The organism is Dyella sp. (assembly GCF_036384435.1).
Lineage (GTDB): Bacteria > Pseudomonadota > Gammaproteobacteria > Xanthomonadales > Rhodanobacteraceae > GSA-30.
The window spans coordinates 32,546-55,142 of the sequence record NZ_DASVMI010000042.1; the positions used below are offsets into that span (position 1 = coordinate 32,546).

The 22,597-nt window shown below is 62.2% G+C and carries 21 protein-coding genes and 1 riboswitch; of the genes, 12 read left to right on the top strand and 9 right to left on the bottom strand.

The window, feature by feature from the left end:
• Positions 1–99: 99 nt before the first annotated feature.
• Positions 100–2,952: a bifunctional [glutamate--ammonia ligase]-adenylyl-L-tyrosine phosphorylase/[glutamate--ammonia-ligase] adenylyltransferase gene (gene glnE, locus VF436_RS03830; protein ID WP_330902657.1), complete on the top strand. Its 2,853-nt coding sequence runs from the start codon at positions 100–102 to the stop codon at positions 2,950–2,952.
• On the opposite strand, the gene VF436_RS03835 is transcribed toward glnE, so the two are convergent.
• Positions 2,940–3,929 (bottom strand): mitochondrial fission ELM1 family protein, encoded by a 990-nt coding sequence (locus tag VF436_RS03835; RefSeq protein WP_330902658.1) that lies wholly within the window; start codon positions 3,927–3,929, stop codon positions 2,940–2,942. The two genes, glnE and VF436_RS03835, sit on opposite strands and share 13 nt — an antisense overlap.
• 129 nt (positions 3,930–4,058) lie before the next feature.
• Between VF436_RS03835 and VF436_RS03840 the strand changes: the two genes are divergently transcribed.
• Together VF436_RS03840 and VF436_RS03845 are read left to right on the top strand one after the other, a co-directional pair.
• A complete protein-coding gene (locus tag VF436_RS03840; protein WP_330902659.1) occupies positions 4,059–4,652 on the top strand; it encodes a malonic semialdehyde reductase in 594 nt (197 codons plus the stop codon).
• 55 nt (positions 4,653–4,707) lie between these two features.
• Positions 4,708–5,283 (top strand): YceI family protein, encoded by a 576-nt coding sequence (locus tag VF436_RS03845; protein ID WP_330902660.1) that lies wholly within the window; start codon positions 4,708–4,710, stop codon positions 5,281–5,283.
• 83 nt (positions 5,284–5,366) lie between these two features.
• On the opposite strand, the gene VF436_RS03850 is transcribed toward VF436_RS03845, so the two are convergent.
• On the bottom strand, positions 5,367–6,629 hold the full coding sequence (locus tag VF436_RS03850; protein ID WP_330902661.1) for a Yip1 family protein: 1,263 nt from the start codon (positions 6,627–6,629) through the stop codon (positions 5,367–5,369).
• A gap of 189 nt (positions 6,630–6,818) precedes the next feature.
• Between VF436_RS03850 and VF436_RS03855 the strand changes: the two genes are divergently transcribed.
• The 4 genes from VF436_RS03855 to VF436_RS03870 all read left to right on the top strand — a co-directional run bounded on the left by VF436_RS03855 (position 6,819) and on the right by VF436_RS03870 (position 10,423).
• The gene (locus tag VF436_RS03855) at positions 6,819–7,022 is read left to right on the top strand and encodes a zinc-finger domain-containing protein (RefSeq protein ID WP_330902662.1); all 204 of its coding nucleotides are present in this window, start codon (positions 6,819–6,821) and stop codon (positions 7,020–7,022) included.
• A gap of 95 nt (positions 7,023–7,117) precedes the next feature.
• On the top strand, positions 7,118–8,248 hold the full coding sequence (locus tag VF436_RS03860) for a glycosyltransferase (protein WP_330902663.1): 1,131 nt from the start codon (positions 7,118–7,120) through the stop codon (positions 8,246–8,248).
• Between the two features lie 149 nt (positions 8,249–8,397).
• On the top strand, positions 8,398–9,678 hold the full coding sequence (locus tag VF436_RS03865) for an O-antigen ligase family protein (RefSeq protein WP_330902664.1): 1,281 nt from the start codon (positions 8,398–8,400) through the stop codon (positions 9,676–9,678).
• On the top strand, positions 9,668–10,423 hold the full coding sequence (locus VF436_RS03870) for a glycosyltransferase family 2 protein (protein WP_330902665.1): 756 nt from the start codon (positions 9,668–9,670) through the stop codon (positions 10,421–10,423). The genes VF436_RS03865 and VF436_RS03870 overlap by 11 nt, the downstream gene beginning before the upstream one ends.
• Before the next feature lie 86 nt (positions 10,424–10,509).
• Here the strand turns inward: VF436_RS03870 and VF436_RS03875 are convergent, their stop codons facing one another.
• Positions 10,510–11,427: a VirK/YbjX family protein gene (locus VF436_RS03875; protein WP_330902666.1), complete on the bottom strand. Its 918-nt coding sequence runs from the start codon at positions 11,425–11,427 to the stop codon at positions 10,510–10,512.
• Between the two features lie 114 nt (positions 11,428–11,541).
• Positions 11,542–12,468: an LpxL/LpxP family Kdo(2)-lipid IV(A) lauroyl/palmitoleoyl acyltransferase gene (lpxL, locus tag VF436_RS03880; protein WP_330902667.1), complete on the bottom strand. Its 927-nt coding sequence runs from the start codon at positions 12,466–12,468 to the stop codon at positions 11,542–11,544.
• Positions 12,469–12,614: 146 nt separating this feature from the next.
• Here lpxL and waaA point away from each other — a divergent pair, with 146 nt between their 5' ends.
• Entirely contained in the window at positions 12,615–13,880 is a 1,266-nt protein-coding gene (gene waaA, locus VF436_RS03885; RefSeq protein WP_330902668.1) for a lipid IV(A) 3-deoxy-D-manno-octulosonic acid transferase, read from the top strand.
• 47 nt (positions 13,881–13,927) lie between these two features.
• On the opposite strand, the gene VF436_RS03890 is transcribed toward waaA, so the two are convergent.
• The 4 genes from VF436_RS03890 to VF436_RS03905 all read right to left on the bottom strand — a co-directional run bounded on the left by VF436_RS03890 (position 13,928) and on the right by VF436_RS03905 (position 18,260).
• Positions 13,928–15,292 carry a TolC family outer membrane protein gene (locus tag VF436_RS03890; RefSeq protein WP_414649809.1) on the bottom strand — a complete coding sequence of 455 codons (1,365 nt, stop codon included), beginning with the start codon at positions 15,290–15,292 and terminating at the stop codon, positions 13,928–13,930.
• 386 nt (positions 15,293–15,678) lie between these two features.
• Entirely contained in the window at positions 15,679–17,067 is a 1,389-nt protein-coding gene (locus VF436_RS03895) for a TolC family outer membrane protein (protein ID WP_330902670.1), read from the bottom strand.
• Positions 17,068–17,101: 34 nt separating this feature from the next.
• Entirely contained in the window at positions 17,102–17,761 is a 660-nt protein-coding gene (locus tag VF436_RS03900) for a protein-L-isoaspartate O-methyltransferase (RefSeq protein WP_330902671.1), read from the bottom strand.
• Positions 17,762–17,924: 163 nt separating this feature from the next.
• Entirely contained in the window at positions 17,925–18,260 is a 336-nt protein-coding gene (locus VF436_RS03905) for a hypothetical protein (protein ID WP_330902672.1), read from the bottom strand.
• 89 nt (positions 18,261–18,349) lie between these two features.
• Here VF436_RS03905 and VF436_RS03910 point away from each other — a divergent pair, with 89 nt between their 5' ends.
• From VF436_RS03910 to VF436_RS03920, 3 genes are all read left to right on the top strand, one after another.
• The gene (locus tag VF436_RS03910; RefSeq protein ID WP_330902673.1) at positions 18,350–19,000 is read left to right on the top strand and encodes a TetR/AcrR family transcriptional regulator; all 651 of its coding nucleotides are present in this window, start codon (positions 18,350–18,352) and stop codon (positions 18,998–19,000) included.
• Between the two features lie 242 nt (positions 19,001–19,242).
• Positions 19,243–19,341: riboswitch (TPP riboswitch) on the top strand.
• A gap of 84 nt (positions 19,342–19,425) precedes the next feature.
• A complete protein-coding gene (gene thiC, locus VF436_RS03915; RefSeq protein WP_330902678.1) occupies positions 19,426–21,303 on the top strand; it encodes a phosphomethylpyrimidine synthase ThiC in 1,878 nt (625 codons plus the stop codon).
• Between the two features lie 153 nt (positions 21,304–21,456).
• Positions 21,457–22,056 carry a ferritin-like domain-containing protein gene (locus VF436_RS03920; protein WP_330902674.1) on the top strand — a complete coding sequence of 200 codons (600 nt, stop codon included), beginning with the start codon at positions 21,457–21,459 and terminating at the stop codon, positions 22,054–22,056.
• Here VF436_RS03920 and VF436_RS03925 read toward each other — a convergent pair.
• Positions 22,050–22,241 (bottom strand): hypothetical protein, encoded by a 192-nt coding sequence (locus VF436_RS03925; RefSeq protein WP_330902675.1) that lies wholly within the window; start codon positions 22,239–22,241, stop codon positions 22,050–22,052. The two genes, VF436_RS03920 and VF436_RS03925, sit on opposite strands and share 7 nt — an antisense overlap.
• 52 nt (positions 22,242–22,293) lie before the next feature.
• Between VF436_RS03925 and VF436_RS03930 the strand changes: the two genes are divergently transcribed.
• Positions 22,294–22,452: a hypothetical protein gene (locus VF436_RS03930; protein WP_330902676.1), complete on the top strand. Its 159-nt coding sequence runs from the start codon at positions 22,294–22,296 to the stop codon at positions 22,450–22,452.
• Positions 22,453–22,597: the final 145 nt, after the last annotated feature.

The window sequence follows — 22,597 nt, forward strand, 5'->3', positions numbered from 1 at the left end:
TTCAGTCGCGAAATGCTGCTAATCGACGCTGCAGGGTGGGTGTTAGCAGCCGATGCTCCCCAGGAGACCGCAGCAGCAGGTCTGCGGCACAATGGCGCCATGGCCGTTTCCTCCGAATCGATGGCGCTGCGCGCCCTGATCCATGACCGCTATAGCGAGTTGATGGCCCGTTGTCGGGCTATGGGTGTGCCCGTGCACGACGATGCGGGCGTGGCCGAACGCATTCGCCGGACCTTGCTGGCTAGCGATTTTGCCTTCGACACTTGGCTGCGCCAGCCGCAATTGCTTGCCCCGCAAGGGCTTGAGCGCTTGCGGGCGGCAGGCGATGCAGGAACCCGTATCGATGCCCTGAAGCTCAGTGCCGACGAAGGCGAATGCATGTCGGTACTGCGGCGATTCCGGCATGCCGAGGCCCTGCGGCTGGTGTTTCGCGACGTCAATGGCCTGGATGAACTTTCCGACACCCTGGCGGCCACCAGCGTGCTTTACGAGGCATTGCTTGGCGCGGCGCTGGGCTGGGGCGAGGAAGCCCTGGCGGCGCGTTACGGTCATAGCCGCAGCCATGAGGGCGTGCTGCAACGCATGGTCGTGCTCGGTTTTGGCAAGCTGGGTGGCAGCGAGCTGAATTTTTCGTCCGATATCGATCTGGTGCTGGCCTATCCACATAGCGGCCAGAGCGATGGCCACCGCTCGCTGGACAACAGCGAGTATTTCGTAAGGCTTGGACGCCAACTGGTGAGGTTGTTGCACGAGCCCACGGTGGATGGCATCTGTGCACGCGTGGACCTGCGCCTGCGTCCTTTTGGAAACGCCGGGCGCCTGGCGCTTCCGTTCAGCGCGATGGAGCAGTACTACCAGAGCGAAGGACGGGACTGGGAGCGCTATGCATGGATCAAGGCGCGCCCGGTTGCCGGTGATCGCAACGCCGGCAAGCAGTTGCAGGAACAATTGCGCCCCTTCGTCTATCGCAAGTATCTCGATTACACGGCTTTTGCAGGCTTGCGCGAGATGAAATCGCTGATCGATGCCGAAGTGGCACGCAAGGATCTGGCGGACAATCTCAAGCTGGGGCCAGGGGGTATCCGGGAGATCGAGTTCATCGTGCAGCTCACGCAACTAATTCGTGGCGGCCGTGAGCCGAGCCTGCGCGTGCGCGGCCTGCTACCGGCGCTGACGGCCTGTGAGGCGCGTGGCCATATCGGCGCGACGCGGGCCAGGGCATTGCGCGAGGCCTATGCATTTTTGCGTCGCGTCGAGAATCGCGTGCAAATGTTGCGCGATGCGCAGACACACGATATTCCCGAGGATGAACTCAGTCGCGAACGCATTGCCCGCGGCCTTGGGCACGAGCACTGGGAAGAACTGGAACAGACGCTGGCACATCACCGAGGCATCGTCAGCGAGGAGTTCGCGGCAGTGCTGATGCCGCAGGGTGGACGCACGGCCAGTGCACCGGTGGAAGACGTCATATTGTGGCGGCAGGCTTGCGTGGGCGAGGTCGATGCGGCTGCCGCCGAGGGCGCTGGTTTCGTCCCGGGCGGCGAGGTGGCCGAGGCCTTGATGAAGCTGCCGCAGGCCGCTGCCGTGCGCGCGATGTCGCAGCCCTCGCGCGATCGTCTGGATCGCTTGATGCCGCAGTTGTTCATTGCTGCCCGTGCCAGCGCAGCACCGGTGGCCTGCCTGTTGCGGTTGTGCCGGCTGGTACAGGCGGTGGCGCGCCGTTCGTCGTACCTTGCTTTGCTGGAAGAGCAACCGGCCGCGCGCAAGCGCCTGGCCGGCCTGTTCGCGGACAGTGCGTTCCTGGCCGAACGGGTGATCGTGCAGCCGTTGCTGCTTGACGATGTACTTGATCCGCGCATCGATCAAATACCTCTCAAGCGGGCGGACATCAGCGCAGAAATCAGTCGCGTGCTGGCTACGCTCGACGAGCGCGAGGCAGAGTCGGAGCTCGAACGGATCAACGAGTTCCAGGCGAGTATCGCGTTTCGCCTCGGGCTGGCATTCAATGACGGGCGTGCCGATGCCGTCGCCACAGCACGGCGTCTGGCGGCGCTGGCCGAATCGGTCGTGCTAGCGGTGACGTCGATGGCCGAGCGCGAATTGATCGCCCAACATGGTCGTCTGCCGGGCGAGGGCTCGGGCTTTGCCGTGCTCGGATACGGCAGTCTTGGGGGTGAGGAACTGGGCTTTGCCTCCGATCTGGACCTGGTGTTTGTCTATGACGGCAAGCGCGCGCAGGCGATGAGTGATGGCGCTCGTCCGCTCGAAGGCGCACGCTGGTTCCAGCGCCTTACCCAGCGCATCGTCAACTGGCTGACCGTGCTTACGCGCGCCGGGCGGCTGTACGAGGTGGATACGCGTCTGCGTCCGGATGGTTCCAAAGGCTTGCTCGTTGGCAGCCTGGAGGCCTTTGTTGCGTATCAGCGCAGCCGTGCCTGGACCTGGGAGCACCAAGCCTTGTTGCGCGCGCGCACCGTGGCGGGCGATCCAGTGCTGTGCGCGGAACTGGCTGATGTTCGGCGCGAAATCCTTGCCGTGCAGCGTCAACGCGAAGCTGTCTTGCAGGAGGTCAGCGGCATGCGTGAGCGTTGGCGCGCCGAGCGCGATCGCTCCCATGCCGGCCAGATGGACCTCAAGCAGGGCCGTGGCGGCCTGCTGGATATCGAATTCGCCTTGCAGGGCCTGGTGCTGGCCGGTGCCGCGCAACACCCCCATGTCTTGCAGGTGACGGCCAACGCCGCCCTGATCGAGGCGTGTCGCGAGGCCGGATGGCTCAGCACGCGCCAGGCCGAGGTCTTTGCGCGAGCGCATGCTGAACTATTGCGTCGTTCCCTGGCATGTACGCTGGATTTGCGCTCGCGCATCGCCCCGCGCGATGGGGCACTCGATGCCCTGTGCGAGGAAGTTAGCCAGGTAACGAGCGATCTTGGCTTTGTGTTCTATCGCGCCTGATTGCCTGAATGTTCATGCTCGCGCATGCGTGCGAGTACCTGGCGGGCAATGGCCGGCAATTCCCGCAAGGGTGGCTGGCGCATCGTCCCCTCGTCATCGATGTCGTGCAGCAGGCCCGCCTCACCCAGCGCCTCATGGAAACGCCGCAGCCTCGCAGGCAATGCTGTGTCGACCAGCGTATGCACCGGGCAGCCCACGGCACAGGCTTCGGAGAGCATGTTGACCGAATCGGGCGTGACGATGAGGCGGTCCGCCCAGGCCAGGACGCCAGGATAGGGATTGTGGCCGTCCTGCCTGCCATTCCACACGAAACCCGGGACACCTTGCAGGGCGACGCGCAGCGCCTCGATGGCTGCCGTTGGCGTGCGTCGCGAGGCGAGGGCCATGATGCTGCCGCCGTCGCGCTGCTGGCGCGCGAGCAGGTGGCTGGCAAGCTTGTCCACGTAGGCGGCATCCAGTGGCCAGGTCTTGCGCGGCCCACCCAGCAGCACGCCGATGCGCGGCGTGGGCAGGTCGGCGATCGCGGGGGATGCATCGCGTGCATCTTCCAGCCAGGCGGCATCGATGGAGTGCAGCGATCCTAGGGGCGTAATCACGTTCTCGCCGGATAGGCCATCGTGACGCGGCGCGACGACCAGGTCCCAGTGGCCCGGATCGATGCGTGGATCGAGCAGTTGTACGGTGAAGCTGCGTCCATGCGACAGCCGGCCCAACATCCGCGTGAACAACCCTGAAGTGCGCCCGCAGCCGACCACAATGCGTGGCCAGGGCGTATCGGGCCGCAAGCGCTGTTCGGGTCCCAGGGCGCGCAGGTAGCCGGGAAACAGCCGTGGCGCGAACCACGACCAGGGTGCGCGCGGCACGCGGACCAGGTGACGTACCGGCATCCCCAAGGCACCGGCCAGGGCCAGTGCTTGCCGCTGATTGCCCGCGGCATGGTCGGTGATCACCCAGCACTCGTCGTGTAACCGATTCACGTTACATGGCCCATTGTTTCCCGAAACAGCACAGTACGTTCCACAAATCCTTACCCTGTCGATCCGCCGTCGCGTTTACACTCTCAGGTCTCGGCGCTCTTGAGCGCGCTGCCAGCCTGAAGGATAACCATGAGCGAGATGCTTTCCGAGTCCGCCCTTGACCAACTGTTCCGAACCGCGCGTACGTTCAATGCGTGGTTGCCCAAGGAGGTCACCGAGGACCAACTGCACCGGATCTACGAACTGGCCAAGTTCGGCCCCACCAGCGCCAACAGTTCGCCCATGCGCGTGGTGTTCGTCAAATCCCAGGAAGCCAAGGACAAGCTCGTACCGCTGATGGCCGAAGGCAACCGTGCCAAAACTGCGGCCGCACCGGTGACGGCGATCATCGGTACCGATCATGAGTTCTACGAGAAGTTGCCGGCGCTGTTCCCGCATGCCGACGCACGTAGCTGGTTCGTCGGCAACCAGCCGCTGATCGATGTCACCGCGTTTCGCAACGCCAGCTTGCAGGGCGCCTACCTGATGCTTGCGGCGCGTTCGATTGGGCTCGATTGCGGTCCCATGTCCGGATTCGATGCCGACGGAGTCAATGCTGCCTTTTTTGCCGGCACGTCGGTGAAAGTCAATTTCATCGTCAACATCGGTTATGGCGATGCTGGACGCGACCTGTTTCCGCGCAGTCCGCGCCTGTCCTTCGACGAAGCCTGCCAAGTGCTCTGATTTATCCGACTGGGCTCACGCACAGTCCTTTTGCAAACCCCAAGGAGAAATTCTCATGCGTGCTGTTCGCTATTTGCTTCTCGCCGGCCTGGTCGGTGCCGCCGTTTCCGCTCATGCCGATCCGGTCACCTACAAGCTCGACCCTGGCCATACGATGGTGCTGTTCACCTGGAACCACTTCGGTTTCTCCAACCCGACCGCCAACCTCGGCCTGGGCGACGGCACCCTGGTGTTCGACGAAAAGAACCCGGCCAAGTCCTCGGTCGAAGTGACCTTGCCGCTGGCCAACCTCGACACCCACGTGTCTGCGCTCGACGGTCATCTGAAGAAGCCCGATTTCTTCGACGCCGACAAGTTCCCAACCGTCACGTTCAAGAGCACCAAGGTGCAGGCTGAGGGCGCTGGCAAGTACAAGGTCACCGGCGACCTGACGGTGCACGGTGTCACCAAGCCGGTCGTGCTCGATGCCAAGCTCAACAAGAGTGGAGAGCATCCGATGCTGAAGAAGCAGGCGATCGGTTTCGATGCCACCGCCACCATCAAGCGTTCGGATTTCGGTGTGGGTGCGTACGTGCCCAATGTCAGCGACGAGATCAAGATCCACATCACCACCGAAGGCACTGTGCAGTAAGCACGATCGCCCCGATATGAAAAAGCCCGCGCATGAACGCGCGGGCTTTTTCTTTTCTGCGACAGAACCGCTTTGCGATCGTCTCAGTCCTTGATCACCCCTTCGTCCTTGAGATTTTCCAGCTTCGCCAGATCCACGCCAAGCACGGCTTGCTTGAGCTGGTCGATCGAATCGGCGTGGCCTGATGCCTTCACCGTGAAGCGCTTGCCCACCACCATGCTGTACTGGCCGCTCTTGTCGGTACTGTCCCAGGACTCCTGCACCAGGCGATCGTGGTCCATGTACGTCTTCTCATAGCCATGATCAGTCCGGTGCTCCGATTCTGGTGCCATCGAGGAAGCCATGGCCATCATGCCCTTCATGCTGCCGGTATCGGAAACTGCCAGCTCCAGGTCGTGCGCCTGGTCGTCGCCGTAATGGGCGCGGGCTTCGGTGACCTGGATACCCATGGCGGCGTTGCGTGAGGCATCGATGCTTTGCCGTTTGAGGCTTCCCAGTGCATCGGGCAGGAAGAATTTCATCTGGTCGGTCGACAACGACTGTACTTTGCCATTGCCACCAGTGGCGGCTGCAAGCGCCTGGCCGGCCGCGGCTTGCTGAGCGGCGGTGTCGCCGGATCTGCTGGCTTCCTGGAGTTTCCTTTCGGCGTCGCGCGTGCGATCAGCGGCAGCCTGCCACTGCGCCGACATCGCATCGGCGTCGATCGTCGCCTTGTTGCCGTTTTCATCGGAAAACGTGATCGTGCCGACCGTGGCACGGTTTGCCATGTGCAGGAAAGTGCCCGAAATCGCCATCGTCAGCAGCCAGGCGATCACGACGCTTATGGCCATGCTTGCCGCCGTGTAGCCACCCAACCGATCGTTAGGCGCCTTCATGGTGTGCGGAAGGCCCAGGTAGACCAGATAGATCGCATAGGCGAGCCCGGCCAGAAGCACCAGCACGCCAATCCATGGCAGCAGCGTGGCGATACTGGCCACCCATACGGCGGTCCATGCATAGGCCACCGTCTTGAGGGCCTGCGTCATGTCCTTCTGGCCGCCGAAGGAGGGCGCCAACGCATTGATCACCAGGGCCACCACGTAGACCTGCACCAGGCTGGCCAGGTAGCTGCCGATCATCCAGCCCAAGCCGATCGTGATCGGGATCCGCATCGAGAAATTGCTGATGCTCAAGCCGATGATGCTGTTCTTGATGAATTCGATCAGGGCCGGGATCGCCGCGACCACGACGATGTAATTGAGATACAGCCCCTTGGGTGTTTCCGGCTCGGCGGCGAGTGCCGGCCATTCGGTTTTCGGCGTGGTCAGGATGGCCCTGGCGCGCGCCACGATCTTCGCAAAATCCATAATTTTCCCTCTGCGTAAGTGCCCCTGGGGCCAAGTGTGACCCAGCCCCATGACAGCTCGAATAGACCGCCTGCCCTAGGCCGGCGGCAAGCGTGCTGCGAAGTCCCCATTCTTCGTCGTCCGGACGCTGTCCGGACCCTGGAGCCTGCTACCATTAGCCGCTTGATGTCCAGTTTCCGGAGCCTGCCCATGTCGCGTTCATCCACGGCCGCGCCGATCCCGGCGAATGCCGAAAATCGTTACGAAGTGACGCGCGCCGACCTGCCGTTGTCCTGCCCCATGCCCGGCATGGCGTTGTGGAACTCGCACCCGAAGGTCTACCTGCCGATCGTCGATGACGGCGGCGAGTCCACTTGTGCCTATTGCGGCGCACGTTACGTGCTCAAGGACTGATCCAAGACCTTCCTGGCGGGATACCCGCCCAACCTGGCCCCCCCAGGCATGATTGCTGCTTGTCTGGTGCGATGAAGGCTCGAAACGAAGAATTCATGTCTGCCGTCGCCACCACCGCCAGGTCTCTGACCGTCGTTCAGCTCATCCCGTCGATGCATGCGGGTGGCGCGGAGCGCTCGGCGCTGGAAATCGCCCGTGCGCTGGTCCAGGCCGGTCATCGTTCGGTGGTGATCTCGGCAGGTGGGCGCCTGGTCGAGCAACTGTTGGCCGAGGGCAGCGAGCACGTCACTCTGGATATTGGCAAGAAATCGATCAGCACCCTTGGGCGCCTGCATGCGTTGCGCCGCGTGCTGAGGCAGCTTCGTCCGGACATCGTGCATGCGCGTTCGCGCCTGCCGGCCTGGATGGGCTGGTGGGCCATGAAGGGCCTCCAGCCGCGTCCCCATTTTGTCACCACCGTGCATGGCCTGAACTCCCCTGGGCGTTACAGCGCCATTCTGTTGCGCGGCGAGCGCATCGTGGCGGTGTCACAGACCCTGCGCGACTATGTGCTCAGCCACTATCGCTGGCTGGAGCCGGGGCGCGTGCGGGTGATTCCCCGCGGCATCGATCCCATCGCCTTCCCCTATGGCCACCGCCCCGACGATGCCTGGACACGCGCCTTTCTGGCCCAATACCCGCAGTTGGCTGGCGCGCCGATCCTGACATTGCCCGGCCGCGGCACCCGGCTGAAGGGCCACCACGACGGCGTGAACCTGATCGCGGACCTGCGCCGTCGTGGCATCGACGCGCGCCTGCTGCTGCTGGGCGTCATCGAGCCAGGACGGGAGGCCTATGCTGAGGAACTGCGCGTGCTGATCCGTTCGCTGGACCTGGAGCGGCACGTCGTCATGACCTCGGCACGCAACGACGTGCGCGACATCTACGCCATCTCCGCGTTGGTGCTGCAACTGTCCAACAAGCCTGAATCCTTCGGCCGTACGGTCGTTGAGGCTCTGTCGCTCTGCCGTCCAGTACTCGGCTATGCGCACGGCGGTGTCGGCGAACTGCTGGCTGAGCTCTATCCCGCCGGTCGCGTACCGCCTGGTGACCGCGAACGACTGGTCGAACGCGCCGCCGAACTGCTGCGTGTGGCACCCGCTATCCCCATGCTGCACAACTATCGCCTGAGCGATATGCAGCAGGCGACGCTGGCGCTGTATGACGAGGTGATGGCGGAGCGTTAGGTTGCTCGCATGGCTCACTGTGAAGTCGGCTGCTAGCGAGAGCAACGGTCGGCACGGCGGGTCCTGCTTTCTCCTTTTACGCTTTACAGCGAGTGCGAGCTCGCGACTTTACAGGCCGCGCAGTGGCCGACTTCACTACAATAAGGGCCATGCCCACCTTCCCAGCTTTCTCCCTGCGTGCCGCGCTGCGCTCTCCCTTGCTGCCGTACTGGTTGCTGATCGGGTTATTGCCGTTCGGGCGCAGTGCCGAAGTGGCGACATGCCTGTGTCTGGTGGGAACAGGGCTGCTCTTTGCGCGGCATCCGCGTGCGCTGGAGGATCATGCCGGGGCTCGGCTGTTGCTGTGGTTATTGGGCGGCTATATCGGTGCCGCGCTGATTTCCGCCGTGGATTCGGTGGCACCGGGCAAGAGCTGGGCAACGGTGGCGGCACTGTCGCGCTTCGTACCGTTGGGGTTGTATGCATGCTTTGCCATTCGCCGCGCGGAAAAATTGCGTGCCGTGTATTGGGCGGTGGCGATCACGGTGGCTTTGTGGGCTGTCGATGCCTGGATGCAGGCAGTAGCGGGCCTGGGGTTGCGCGGACATTCCGATCCGGAGCGCCTGTCGGGCATTTTTGGCGCTGAGAATCTCAAGCTGGGCCCGGCATTGTCCGTGCTTTCGCCGTTCGTTCTTTGGGCTGCACGTGAACGCTGGCGTCAGCTCGGGCTGTTGGGGGCCTTTGTCTTGCTGCTTGGCCCGATCCTGCTGTCCGGGTCACGTGCATCATGGCTTTGTTATGGACTGGTGGGACTGGCGTTTGCGTGGCGCGAGGCGCGCGCGCCGGGCCGCTTTATGGTTTGGTGCGCCGCCGGTGCCATCATCCTGGGCTTGGCTGGCGCGGTAGCCTGGAAGACTTCCAGCCGTTTCCAGGCTCGCGTTGAACACACCCTGGTGGTGTTCCAGGGCTCGAACGCGGCGCTGGACACCGCGCTTACCGGGCGCCTGGATATCTGGCGTACCAGCCTCAAGATGATCGAGGCCCACCCGGTCAATGGTGTCGGTGTGCGTGCCTATCGCTATGCCTACCGACAATTCGCGCCGCCCTCGGATCACTTCCTTACTGCCGAAACTTGCGGCGAGGGCGAGGGGGCCTGTCATGCCCACCAACTGCTGCTTGAGATCCTCACCGAAACCGGGGTGATTGGCCTGTTTCTTTGGCTGGCGGCGGCAGTGTTGGCATTGCGTGCCTGGCATCGAGCCGGGCCAGCACGGGAAGCGATGTTTCCCGCTTCGGTCGCGTTGATGGCGATGCTGTTCCCGCTCAATACGCATCTGGCCTTCTATTCGGCCTGGTGGGGTTTGTTGTTTGCATGGCTGCTGGGCTTGTGGTGCGCTGCGCTGGCTGTGCACGGGCCTTGGCACTCGGCGAGGGTCGGCGATGCAGCGTGAACCGCTATCGGTGGTGGTGATCACCTACAACAATGGCGATACCCTTGATGCCTGCCTGGACAAGGTCGGCTGGGCAGAAGAAATCGTGGTGCTCGATTCAGGCTCCACAGACGATACAGTGACCATTGCCCGGAGGCATGGTGCGCGCATCGATGTGCATCCGTTCGACGACTACGGTCCGCAGAAGCAACGTGCCTTCGCGATGGCCAGCCACGACTGGATCCTCAACCTGGATGCCGATGAAATGCTTTCGCCGGGCACGCGCGAAGAGATCGAGCGCGCGCTGGTGCAACCGCGATATGCTGGCTTTCGACTGCCGCGTCGCGAGCGCATGTTCTGGACGGTGCAACATCGCTGGAGTTGGCGCAACGGGCACCTGCGCCTGTTCGATCGCCGGTGCGGCGGCATGAACGACGTCGACGTGCATGCCGCGGTCGAGGTGAACGGACCGGTCAAGACACTCTGGCGTGCCGATTTCATCAACGACGGCGACGGCGACATTGCCACGCGTGTAGAGAAGATCAATCGCTATACCACTGGCATGGTGGCGTACAAATTGCGCAAGCGCCAACGTTTTACCGGCCTGCGCATGGTGGTGTATCCACCGCTGTTTTTCTTGCGCCAGTACATCTTCAAGCGCTATTTCCTCAATGGCTGGGCCGGATTCATCGCCAGCGCCACGGGAGCGTTCTACGCGTTCTTGAAGTATGCGAAATTACACGAAGCGCGCCAGCGGCGGCGGTAGGTCGGTCGCTGCGCGACCTGTGAGGCGCAAGGATAAAGCCGGCAACCTTGCCGCTCCTCGCCCCTCACGGCGAGTGACCTGACGTATCACGCCGCCAGGCGTGCAACCTCGCCAGCCATTTTGCCGCGCATCGCAGCGACAAACCCGCGTGCCGCCTCCCAGCGCAAGGCTTCACGCTTTCGGAAAGCCGAGCGGTGCTTGCTTTCCACCTGCATTTCGTCACGCACAGTCTCGCGGGAGGGCAGGTCAAAGAAGCCATCGCCAGCGAGTACACCTTCGCATTCACGCCAAAAGCTGTCGTAGTCGGCCTTGATTTTGCCGCGTGACACTGAGAATGGATGAGCTGCCTGGCTGATGCCACGCACGCGCTCGATGCCATGGTCCTCGGCAAACGCCAGTAGCATGGATAGCAACAGGTTCTTCGGGCGCAGGCCATGGCATTGCTTGGTGAGTGTGCGTACGGCGTCGATGCCCAATGCCGAACAGGCGCCTTGTAGACAGCCGATCAGCAGGGTACGACCGTCGTCGGCGATCGTAAATATCATCGAAGACAAAACCTGCCCGGCAGCATTGGCCAATTGCAGGCATAGTTCGCCTTCGCGTCCGCGGCCAGTGGGGATGGCCAGGCGCGTCACCAGCACGCTGCCATCCTTGAGCATCACGTTGCCCAGCCATGCTACGCCGTCCCGATACAGCGCTTCGAACAGGGGTTGTGGCAACTGCGACTGCACGAACTGGTAGTGACTGCGCACGATGGCGTACCGCTGGGCGGCTTTGAAATGCCGGTTGATGTAACGGTGCTGCGGGCGGTCGAAGAGATAGGGATCGCGCTCATGCACCGCGATCAGGCGCGGACAGGCGTAGATGAACTTGAGCCACTCGGCCTGGGCGCGTGCATGCAGCAGGCAACGTGATGCATATTTGACCGCGTAGATGGCGCGCTTGTTGCGTGAGCCATGCCAGTCGCGGCGTTCGCGCATGGAGCGGAGAAACAGGTTCAGCATGGCGCGTTCCGGCCCGGTGGAAATCGTGTCGTAATTTCTACCGAATCACGCCGTCGACAAGCTGTCGCTTGCTGTCGAGAAACTTTCGCGCAGAGGCGCCGTTAAGAAAAATGCTCAGTAAATCGGTGGCTCGCCTTCCGGGCGCGTCTTGAAGCGTTTGTGTACCCACAGGTATTGCTCGGGTGCTTCGCGCACCATCGCTTCGATGCAGCGGTTGATACGCGCGGTATCGGCGACGGCATCCCCGCTGGGAAAATCAGCCAGCGGCGCGCCCAGTCGAAGCGCGTAGCCGCGCGCTTCCGGCAGGCGCCGATGGAAGAAGGGAATCACCACCGCCTTGGAAAGGCGTGCCAGATGATGGGTGGCCGTGATGGTGGCCGCCGTGACGCCGAAAAAGGGCACGAACGCGTTGTCTTTGCTGCGCATGTCCTGATCTGGCGCGTACCACAGCGTGCCGCCACTGCGTAGGTATTTCACCGTGCCACGAATATCGTCCTTGTCGAACATGGCATCGGCATAGTCCAGGCGTGAACGCAGGACGCAGTATTCGAACACGGCCGAATCCATCTGGCGATACATGCCGGCGATGCGCATGTGCTGCGATACCAGGCGCGCGCACAGCTCCAGGTGTGAAAAGTGACCGCCAACCAGCAGCACGCCCTTGCCTTGCATGCGCGCGGCCTGGAGATGTTCCATCCCCTCGATAGTGACGGGCACGCGCCTGAGTGCGCGGTCCGACCCCATCCAGCCCAGCGCGAACTCCATCATCATCAGTCCGATGTCGTGCAGGTTGGCGTCCACCAGCCGGGCCTGCTCCTGGGCCGGCAACTCCGGGAAGCACAGTGCGACATTGGTGGCAGCCACCTTGCGGCGCGGCGAGCGCACACGCTGGACCAGCGACCCTAGCAAGTGGCCCAGTCCCATCAGGGCTCGGTAGGGCAGGCGCGCAATTAGCCAAATGATGCCGATGCCCACCCAGGCAGGCCATTGCCGGGGCGAGAGCAGTCGGGGCCTGAACGTGGGGCGTGGTGTACCGGGCATCCGTCCTATTCTAGCCGGCCCCGTCGGAGACGTCCCATAGGTGAGCGACAGGGCGGGCCTTGAGCGCGCCACGGGTGGTATTGACGCCAAATCGTGGGCCAGGGGCGACCCGTTATAATCGTGCGAACCGTTCAAGGGATGTTCCGTTGCGTTATCTCTACACCCTCGCCATGTACCTGGCGACGCCGTTCATCGTGCTGCGCCTGCTGTTTCGGGGGGTGCGATACCGCGACTACCACCGCCGCTGGCGCGAGCGGTTTGGTTTCTCGCTGGCGCCTGCGGTACGGGGCAGCTTATGGGTGCATGCGGTGTCGGTGGGAGAGGTCAACGCCGCCGAACCCCTGATCAAGGCCTTGCGCGCCAGCTATCCGAACGCCCCGTTGGTGGTCACCACGGTGACGCCGACCGGGTCCGAGCGGGTGCGCCAGCTGTTTGGCGACAGCGTCATCCATGTCTACCTTCCCTACGACCTGCCATTTGCCGTGTCCCGCTTTCTCAAGCGGGTACGGCCGCGCCTGGCAGTGATCGTCGAGACGGAGATCTGGCCCAATCTATATTTCGCCTGCGGCAAGCGCGGCATTCCGATGATGATCGTCAACGCGCGCCTGTCGGAGCGTTCACTGCGTGGTTACAAACCGCTCAGCGGCATTGTGCGGGCGGCATTGCGTAGTGTGCGTGTGATCGCCGCGCAATCGCGCACGGACGCGGCACGCTATCGGTTGCTGGGTGCCGAGCCGTCCACGATCCTGGTCAGCGGCAACATGAAGTTCGACATGCCCGTGCCGTTCGATGCGGTCAACGCCGGCTCGCACCTGCGTGAGCAATGGGGGCGTCTGCGACCCGTATGGATTGCCGCCAGCACGCATGAAGGCGAGGAGATGGCCATCCTGGAAGCGCATCTGGACGTACTCAAGCGCCTGCCCGACGCTTTGCTGCTGATCGCGCCCAGGCATCCGGAACGCTTCAAAGTGGTGGAGAACTCCGTGCGCAGCCTGGGCTTCACGCTCGCCACGCGCAGTGTCGAGCGGGTGCCTTCGGCTGCGCATCAGGTGTTCGTGATCGATTCGATGGGCGAGTTGATGCCGTTCTATGCAGCGGCGGATCTTGCCTTCGTCGGCGGCAGCCTGGCGCCGATCGGTGGGCATAACGTGCTGGAACCGGCAGCCTTGTCCCGTCCCGTCCTGGTCGGTCCGCATACCTTCAATTTCGAGGAAATCACCATCACCCTGATCAAGGAAGGCGGCGCGGAAAGAGTCGACGGCAATGAGGATCTGGGCGCCAAGGCGCTGCGGCTGTTGCTCGACTCTTCCCGCCGCGGAAACATGGGGGAGAGGGCGCGCCATGTGTTTGACAGTGAGCGCGGCGCAGTAAAAAGAGTTATGAAGTTGATCGACCAGCAATTGCAGGAGTGATCTGACGAGCGCGATGTCCAGCGCTGTCGAGCAAAGGCCGTGCGCTGTCACCATAGCAGCGTGTTGATCGCTTCGATATCCCGTCGCTCAAGCGTGCCTGCGGCCTGTTTCAGTCGCAGTCCATTCAACAGCAAGTTGTGACGCGATTGCGAGTAATTGCTCTGTGCTCTGGTGAGGTTCTGAATCGCGGAGAGCATATTTGGCATGGTCTGTTTGCCGATATCGAAACCCGCGCGAGTGGCCTTGAGGGCCTCTTGCCCGGCCTCCACACTTGCCTTGGCCGCTTTCACCGCAGCCATGCCAGCGATTGCGATGCGATAAAAGTTGAGGGTATCGCGGACAGCTTTGCGGCGCTGCTCTTCGAGGCCGTTCTGGGCTTTTTCTCGGTTGTAGACGGACTGTCGGATCTTCGCTTGCGTGGCGCCGCCGGCGAAAATCGGAATTTTCAGGTTGATGCCGACCGTCCAGCCCTTGGTCGAGCCGCTACGAGTACCGAACGAGGCCGTGTCCGGCCGCCCACCAGAAGTGGCGGCCCACTGAGCAGACTTGCTGTAACTCAATGATGCGTCGAGGGTCGGTAAGTGTTCGGCCTGGGCTGAGCGCGAAGCATGCTCAGTTGCCTCGAGGCTGTGCTGCTGTGCCGCGATGGCCTGATTATGCTCCCAAGCTAACCGCAGCCATGCCTGCGGATCGGCCGGTGATGGAGCGTCCATGGGGATGTCCTCACGTAGCTTCTTCAAAGCGCCGGTCGATTTGCCGGTAATCTGTGTGAGCGCCTCCCTGGCATCGTGGAGCTTGTTCTCAGCCTGGATAGTTTGTGCCTTGGCGTGTTCGTATACCGATTTGGCTTGATATGTGTCGGTGATCGCCGAAAGGCCTGCCATGAAACGCTGATCGGTTTGTTCGTACGCTTGCCGGAATGCTTCTTCGTTAGCCTTGGCGAAGGTCAACTGATCCGTTTTGGTCAGCACCTCAAAATAGGCGGCTGTGGTGCGTACATATAGGTTTTGGAGTGCTGCCCGATAGTTGGCATTTTGTGAGGCTGCCTTGGATTTGGCTTCCGATAGATCGGCCCGTTTGCCTAGGTCGAATATCCGCTGACGCATCGTGATCGTTACGCTACGCGACTGGCTGCGACTTGAGCGGTCCCAGTCGTTGCCGTTCCCGCCTGACAGGGGAGCGAAGTCGTTGCTGTCGCTTCGTCCCCACGATGCCGCTCCCTGGACCTGGGGCAGCAACAGGGCGCGCGCTTGGCTTGTATCTTCGGATGCGGATAGACGCTTGGCTTCAGATCGAGACAGCACTGGATCATTCGCAAGTGCGTCAAGATAGGTATCCATCAGGTCGTTACCAAACACTGACGGCGAAACAGTCATCAAAACCAGGGCTGCGTTGAAAAACTTCAAGCACATCGCGTCTTGCCTTCTTACGGACAGGCATCTTGGCGCGATGAGTCCCTCCCAAAATGTAGGCGCATCAATGGCTAGACTGTAAGGTTTTGCTATTAGCGTAGAGGAACTCACGCCTTGACGACCGGACGTGCAAGCGTCCAGGCAAGCGGCGCAAGTCTCAATGTCATGTAGCGCAGCATCTCAAGTTGCTACATACCGCAGGTCTCATAGCGACCCATGCGCCGCATGCACGGGATGATGGGTTCGTCCCCTGGGGACGGCGGACGCCCCTGTGTTCGGCAGCTCAACCTATGAGCGCGTCAATTCCATACGAAAAATGCCAGTCAGCGCTCACTGACTGGCATGGGAATGGGCCTTGCTATTGCAGATCCAGATCAGCGTGCCGCTTATTGCAGCAGGCTGTTGACCGCTTCCATGTCCTTCATGTCGATCGTACCGGCCTGCTGCTTGAGCTGCAGCTTGTTGAGCACGAACTGGTGGCGATTTTGCGAGTAGGTGCTTTGCGCCTGGGTCAGGGTCTGAATCGCGGTCAGTACGTTCAACATGGTCTGGGTACCCACGTCGAAGCCGGCACGCGTGGCCTCCAGGGCTTTCTGGCCGGAATCGACCGATGCCTTGGCCGCTTCCACCTGGGCGATGCCCGCCACGGCGGTGCGATAGAAATTGAGCGTGTCGCGGGTGACCTGGCGGCGCTCGATTTCCAGCGAATCCTGGGCGGAATCGCGCTCGTAGATCGACTGGCGCACCTTCGATTGAGTCAGGCCGCCTTCAAAGATCGGTACGTTCAGCGTAAGACCGATCGTCGTGCCCCAACGGCCGTTGGCACCGTTGCCCAAGCCATTTTGCGCGTCATTGACAATGGCGGCCGAGGTCGAGCCCGGCAGGCGGTTTTCGGCCCAGGAGTTGGATTTGCCGCGCGTGACCGACGCGCTGATGGTCGGCAGGTGACCGGCGCGGGCGGCGTCGATATTGTGCTCGGCCGCATCCACGCTCAATTGCTGCGACTGGATGGTCGGATTGTTCTTTAATGCCTGGGCAACCCATTCCTTGGGATCGGAGGGCGAAGGCGGGTCGAGCGGTAGGTCCTCGCGCAGCTTCTTCAGGTCGCCGGTCGGCTTACCGGTGATCTGCGTAAGGGCTTCCTTGGCGTCGTTAAGCGAGTTTTCGGCCTGGATGGTCCCGGCCTTGGCCTGCTCGTATTCCGATTTGGCCTGATAGACGTCCGTGACAGCCGAGAGGCCCACCTTGAAGCGCTGGTCCGCCTGCTCATAGGCCTGGCGGAGAGCTTCTTCGTTTGCCTTGCTGAAAGTCAGCTGGTCGGCGCTGGTCAGTACGTTGAAATAGGCCGTCGTCACACGGACGTACAGCGCCTGTACGGCTGCCTGGTAGGTGGCATCGCCGGCTTCGGACGATGACTTGGCGGCGGACAGGTTGGCCCAGTTGCTGAGATTGAAGACCGACTGGGACAGGGAGGCGCTAACTCCGCGTGTGCGAGTGTGTCCGGCGTCGAAGTATGGGCCGCTGCCGTCACTGGATAGCGACTGGGAGCCCGAACTGCTGTTCTGGTTGAGCGACACAGTGCCGGAGATCTGCGGCAGCAGCAAGGCACGCGCCTGCGGCACGCCTTCGGAGGTCGACAGGCGCTGGGCATCGGATTGCGACAGCGTCGGGTCGTTCGCGCGTGCTTCTCGATAAGCGTCCAGCAGGTCTTCGCTGTGGCCCGCCAGCGGCAGTACCGCCAGGGCCAGGGCAAAGGTCAGAAGCTTCAAGCGCATGGGGTGCCTCATCGGAAAGGGGTCGAAGGGGAAATCAGAATACAAAGCGTCGCGGCGGAGCGGCGTGCGCAAGGTAGGGCAGGTCGGTCTCGAACAGGCCTTCCTCACGGAAACGGCCATTGCCTTCATGCGTCAACAACAGCACGTGCTGCACCGGGGACTCGCCGCGGATCACCAGCAGGCGACCACCTGTGCGCAGCCAACCCAAAAAGCGCTGCGGAATCTGGTACACGGCACCGGTGACTACCAGGGCATCGTAACTATCCTTGGGTTGCCACTCGTTGACCGCCTCGCCGGTCTCCAGCGAAATATTGGCGATACCGGCCTTGGTCAGGCGCTCGCCCGCCAGGGCCGTGAAATCGGCATGCATATCCACGCTGGTCACGTGGGCGGCCAGCTTGGCCATGCAGGCGGTGAGGAAGCCCGAGCCGGTGCCGATTTCCAGCACCTTGTCGCTTGGCTGCAGTTCCAGCGCTTGCAGGAAACGGCCTTCCACCACCGGCTTCATCATCACTTCGCCGTGGCCCAGCGGCAGGCACAGGTCGGCGAATGCCAGCTGGCGGTGTTCGGCGGCGACGAAATCCTCGCGGCGCACGCGGCTGATCACGTCCAGCACGCGGCCGTCCAGCACTTCCCACGGGCGCACCTGGTTTTCCACCATGTTTTGCCTTGCCTGATCGAAGTTCATCGCCATGTTGCTCACATCTCTATTTAGTCGAAAAAGGGCTGAAAGGATAAGTGCTTACGCCGCGCTCGACAATGACCAAAGCCTGCGGCCTGGCCTTTGTCATACGAAGTGCCGGAAGTCACCGCGCGCAGTTGACGGAAGTCATGCCGAGCGCCCTGTCCGCGGACACTCATGCGCTAAGGCGATGATTTTGCGGAGCCTGGTTGACAGTTTTCATGGGAAGCCGCGCAAGCGCGTCTTCCATGGCAAGATGCAGCCCCCCGTCGAGCCGGCGCACACGTGCGGCCAGGCCCATGTCTCCACGGTAGCTGTCAGCCACTACGAGCCATGCCAGCCAGCGCGCCAGGCGCCCGCGCTCGGAGGGGTCGAGCAGCCCCAGGGCGGCTCGGGCGGCGAAGGCGCTCTGGCGGGCGGCGCGCACGCCCTGTTCCAGCCATGCGGCCAGAGCGCGTTGCGCCTGCCGGTAGCCGGCGCTGAGGTTGAGTTCGACTGATGTAGAAGACATAGGAACCGGGCCGTTCAGGATGGCCGTGGAAAATAATTGAACCGCGGCGTATACTAAACCCGCGTCAGCCATTTGTGAAGGTGTATGTCATGACCATCCTCCCGCAAGCCAAGCCGCAGGGACCGGGCCGTCCCAAGGACATGGAGAAGCGTGCGGCGATTCTCGAAGCGGCTAAGGCCCTGTTTATCCGCAATGCGTTTGCCGGCACCAGTATGGACGCCGTTGCTGCGGAAGCAGGCGTCTCCAAGTTGACGGTCTACAGCCATTTCGGGGACAAGGACAATCTGTTCCGCGAAGTTATCCGCGCGCGCATCCAGGACTTGGTGCCCGAAGACATCTTCCGCTACGACCCCGAGGCGGATATCCGCGACATGCTTTTGAAGATTGCCCTCCATCATGCGCATCTGGAATGCGACGTGCAGAACGTGGGTACCTTCCGTGCCATCCTGAGCGACTGTCGTCAAGGCAATCCCCGCTACGGCAAGCTTATGTGGGAAGAAGGCCCCGACCGCACGCATGGTCTAATGGAACGTCTGCTGGCACAGGCGGTTGACGGTGCCAAGTTGGACATCGCCAACCCCAAGCGCGCGAGCGCGCAGTTTTTTTCGTTGATCAAGGGTGAACTGCTGTTGCGCCGCATGTTCGGCTGCGAGGATTGCGCCACGGCCTATGCCGCCGAGATCGAACAGACCGCTCGCGATGGCGTAGACACCTTCCTGCGCGCCTATTTGCCTCGATAGGCGCGACTTCAGTCGCCAAGCAATCTGCGACAGTCGCAGATTGCACGCTGAAACCTCCCCTGCTGCGCGGCCTATCAGCCGCTCGCTGACGCCCGTGGTGAAGGGTAAATAGAGAAATACGGGCGCGCGGGCGCCGGTTCTTGCTGTTTTACCCTTTACTTTTCAGAGCACCGCCGGCGCGGCTTCCCCCTCCCTTTCCCGATTTCACTCGCGACTAACCCCGGTTTCTGGTCAAATGAGCACCTTGGAAGCGGGGGTGCCGGTATGACAGGCCGGCTGAGAGAGTCCCTTCGAACCTGATCCGGTTAGCACCGGTGTAGGGAAGCTTCGTCGCACAGGCTCCATGCCCCCTGTGCTTTCGGCGCCATCGCTTTCGTCCGAACCCGTCCATGCGGGTGGTCCACTTCTTTCAGGACGTATTGCCGATGAATGCCTTGTCCTCCGACCTCGTGCGCGCCACGCAGGAACTATCCGAAGCCGTGACCCGGCCTATTCCCGGTTCGCGAAAGATCTATGTGAAAGGTTCGCGCGATGACTTGAGCGTGCCATTGCGTGAGATCGAACAGGCGCAGACGCCCACGCTGTTTGGTGGCGAGAGCAATCCGGCGATCACCGTGTACGACACCTCCGGCCCGTATACCGATCCGGCGTACCAGGTGGACCTATCGGCGGGCCTGCCCGCATTGCGGGCGAAGTGGATCGCCGAGCGTGGCGACGTGGAGCAACTGGCGGACCTGACCTCCAGCTTCGGTCGCCAGCGCGCGAACGATCCACGTCTGGCGCCGCTGCGCTTCACCGGCACGCGCGCACCACTGCGCGCGAAGGCGGGCGCCAACGTTACGCAGATGCACTATGCGCGCCAGGGCATCATTACACCGGAAATGGAATACATCGCCATTCGCGAAAACCAGCGCCTCGAAGTGCTGGCGAGCAGCGCGTTGCGCAACCAGCATCCGGGCGAATCGTTCGGCGCGGCGCTGCCGAGGTTGATCACACCCGAGTTCGTGCGCGATGAAGTCGCGCGCGGTCGCGCCATCATTCCGGCCAACATCAACCATCCGGAAAGCGAGCCGATGATCATTGGTCGCAACTTCCTCACCAAGATCAACGCGAACATCGGCAATAGCGCGGTGTCATCGGGCATCGCCGAGGAAGTGGAAAAACTGGTCTGGTCGATCCGTTGGGGCGGCGACACGGTGATGGATCTTTCCACTGGCAAGAACATTCATGAGACGCGCGAGTGGATCATCCGCAACTCGCCCGTACCGATCGGTACCGTGCCGATCTACCAGGCGCTGGAAAAGGTCGGCGGCGTGGCCGAAGACCTCACCTGGGACCTGTTCCGCGACACACTGATTGAACAGGCCGAGCAGGGCGTGGATTACTTCACCATCCATGCTGGCGTACTGCTGCGTTTCGTGCCGCTGACGGCGCGTCGCGTGACCGGCATCGTTTCGCGCGGTGGTTCGATCATGGCCAAGTGGTGCCTGGCCCATCACAAGGAAAATTTCCTCTACACGCATTTTGAGGAAATCTGCGACATCATGAAGGCCTACGATGTGTCCTTCAGCCTGGGCGATGGCCTGCGCCCCGGTTCGGTGGCCGATGCCAACGATGCGGCACAGTTCGGTGAGCTCGATACGCTCGGTGAGCTTACCCAGGTGGCGTGGAAGCACGACGTGCAGGTAATGATCGAAGGCCCAGGACACGTGCCGATGCAGTTGATCAAGGAAAACATGGAGCGCCAATTGGAGAAGTGCCATGAAGCGCCCTTCTACACGCTGGGGCCGTTGACCACGGACATCGCTCCCGGCTACGACCACATCACCTCGGCGATCGGTGCGGCGATGATCGGCTGGTTTGGCACCGCGATGCTCTGCTATGTGACGCCCAAGGAGCATTTGGGCCTGCCGAACAAACAGGACGTGCGTGACGGCATCATCGCGTACAAGATCGCCGCCCATGCGGCCGATCTGGCCAAGGGGCATCCCGGTGCGCAGGTACGCGACAACGCCTTGTCGAAGGCGCGTTTCGAGTTTCGCTGGGAAGACCAGTTCAACCTCGGCCTCGATCCGGAAAAGGCGCGTGAATTCCACGATGAGACCATGCCCAAGGATGCGCATAAGTCAGCGCATTTCTGCTCGATGTGCGGCCCGAAGTTCTGTTCGATGAAGATCACCCAGGACGTGCGCGACTATGCGGCCGAACACGGCGTGGAAGAGGTCACGGCGCTCGACGAGGGCATGGCCGAAAAGGCGGCCCAGTTCCGCCAGCAGGGCTCACAGGTCTATCACAAAGCCTGAAGCGTGGCTGCCCAAACGTGAACGACGACGATGCCGCGTATCGCACGATGCGCGGCATTTTCACTCATGCTTCGCGGCCACGATTCCAGGATGGGCACGTTGTGCGGACAGGTTCCGCGCGTTCTCCCACCCACTCGTCACGAGGAGGCAGGCATGTCCGCCAAGAAGCCCTTTCTTACCGATATCGAAACCATTCGTCGCCGTGCGCGCGAACACATCGACAAGGGCGCCATCACCGAGGGTTACAGCGCCGATCGCGACACGGTGATCAAGATCCTCAACGAAGCTCTCGCCACGGAAATCGTGTGCGTGCTGCGCTATAAGTATCACTACTTCATGGCCAAGGGCATTCATGCAAAGAGTGTCGCGGCGGAGTTCCTCGAACACGCGGCCGAAGAACAAGGCCATGCCGACCGCATTGCCGAGCGCATCACCCAGCTCGATGGCACACCAGACCTCAATCCGGAGGGCCTGCTCAGCCGTAGCCACTCCGATTACGCCGAAGGCGACGACCTGGCCGACATGCTCAAGGAGGACCTGGTCGCCGAACGCATCGCCATCGATAGTTACCGCGAGATCATCCAATACCTGGGTAACGACGATCCGACCACGCGTCGCATGATGGAAGAAATTCTCGCCAACGAAGAAGAGCATGCGGAAGATCTTTCGACGCTGCTCGACAATCTTGGTCGCAAGGACGAGCCTGCCAAGGCCGCCAAGGAGCGTAAGAGTTCCTCATCGGTGCATCATTGACGCAAGGGGTGACGCCGCGATGCTTGCGTGTAGCTGACAACGGTGAAGCCGGCGGCCATGTCGCCATTGAATGAGGGAAGCAGAACATCCACCGGGTGGGCCGCTTCCTCCATTTTTCGTGGATTGCCTGCGCAGGCGAATAACTTGGCGGGCATCTTCGGTGCGGCCCGGGTGGGTTTGTGCACCGATTTTTTCCTGTGGCGTTACTTCTACTATTCCCGCTCTGGAGTCGCCGCCGTGTCCGAGTCTCTGCCTCCGCGCTCCGACCACCGTTGGCTGCGTGCCATCCTCACCGTGATCTCCGTAATGGTGCTGGGAGCCTGCATTTTGATGTGGTGCTGGAACGAGGCTCCCAGCACCGCCTCCCTGGCCGTCAGCCAATCCGGCGGCGAGTGAGCCTGGCTGCTCTGAAAAGGCAAAGCGGCCTGTAAAGAGTCGGCTGCGCGGCTGTTTTTCCAGCCTTTACAGCGAGCGCCAGCGAGCGAATTTACACGTGCCGAAGACACCGACCTTACCCAACAAAAAGGCGGCTAGTGCCGGC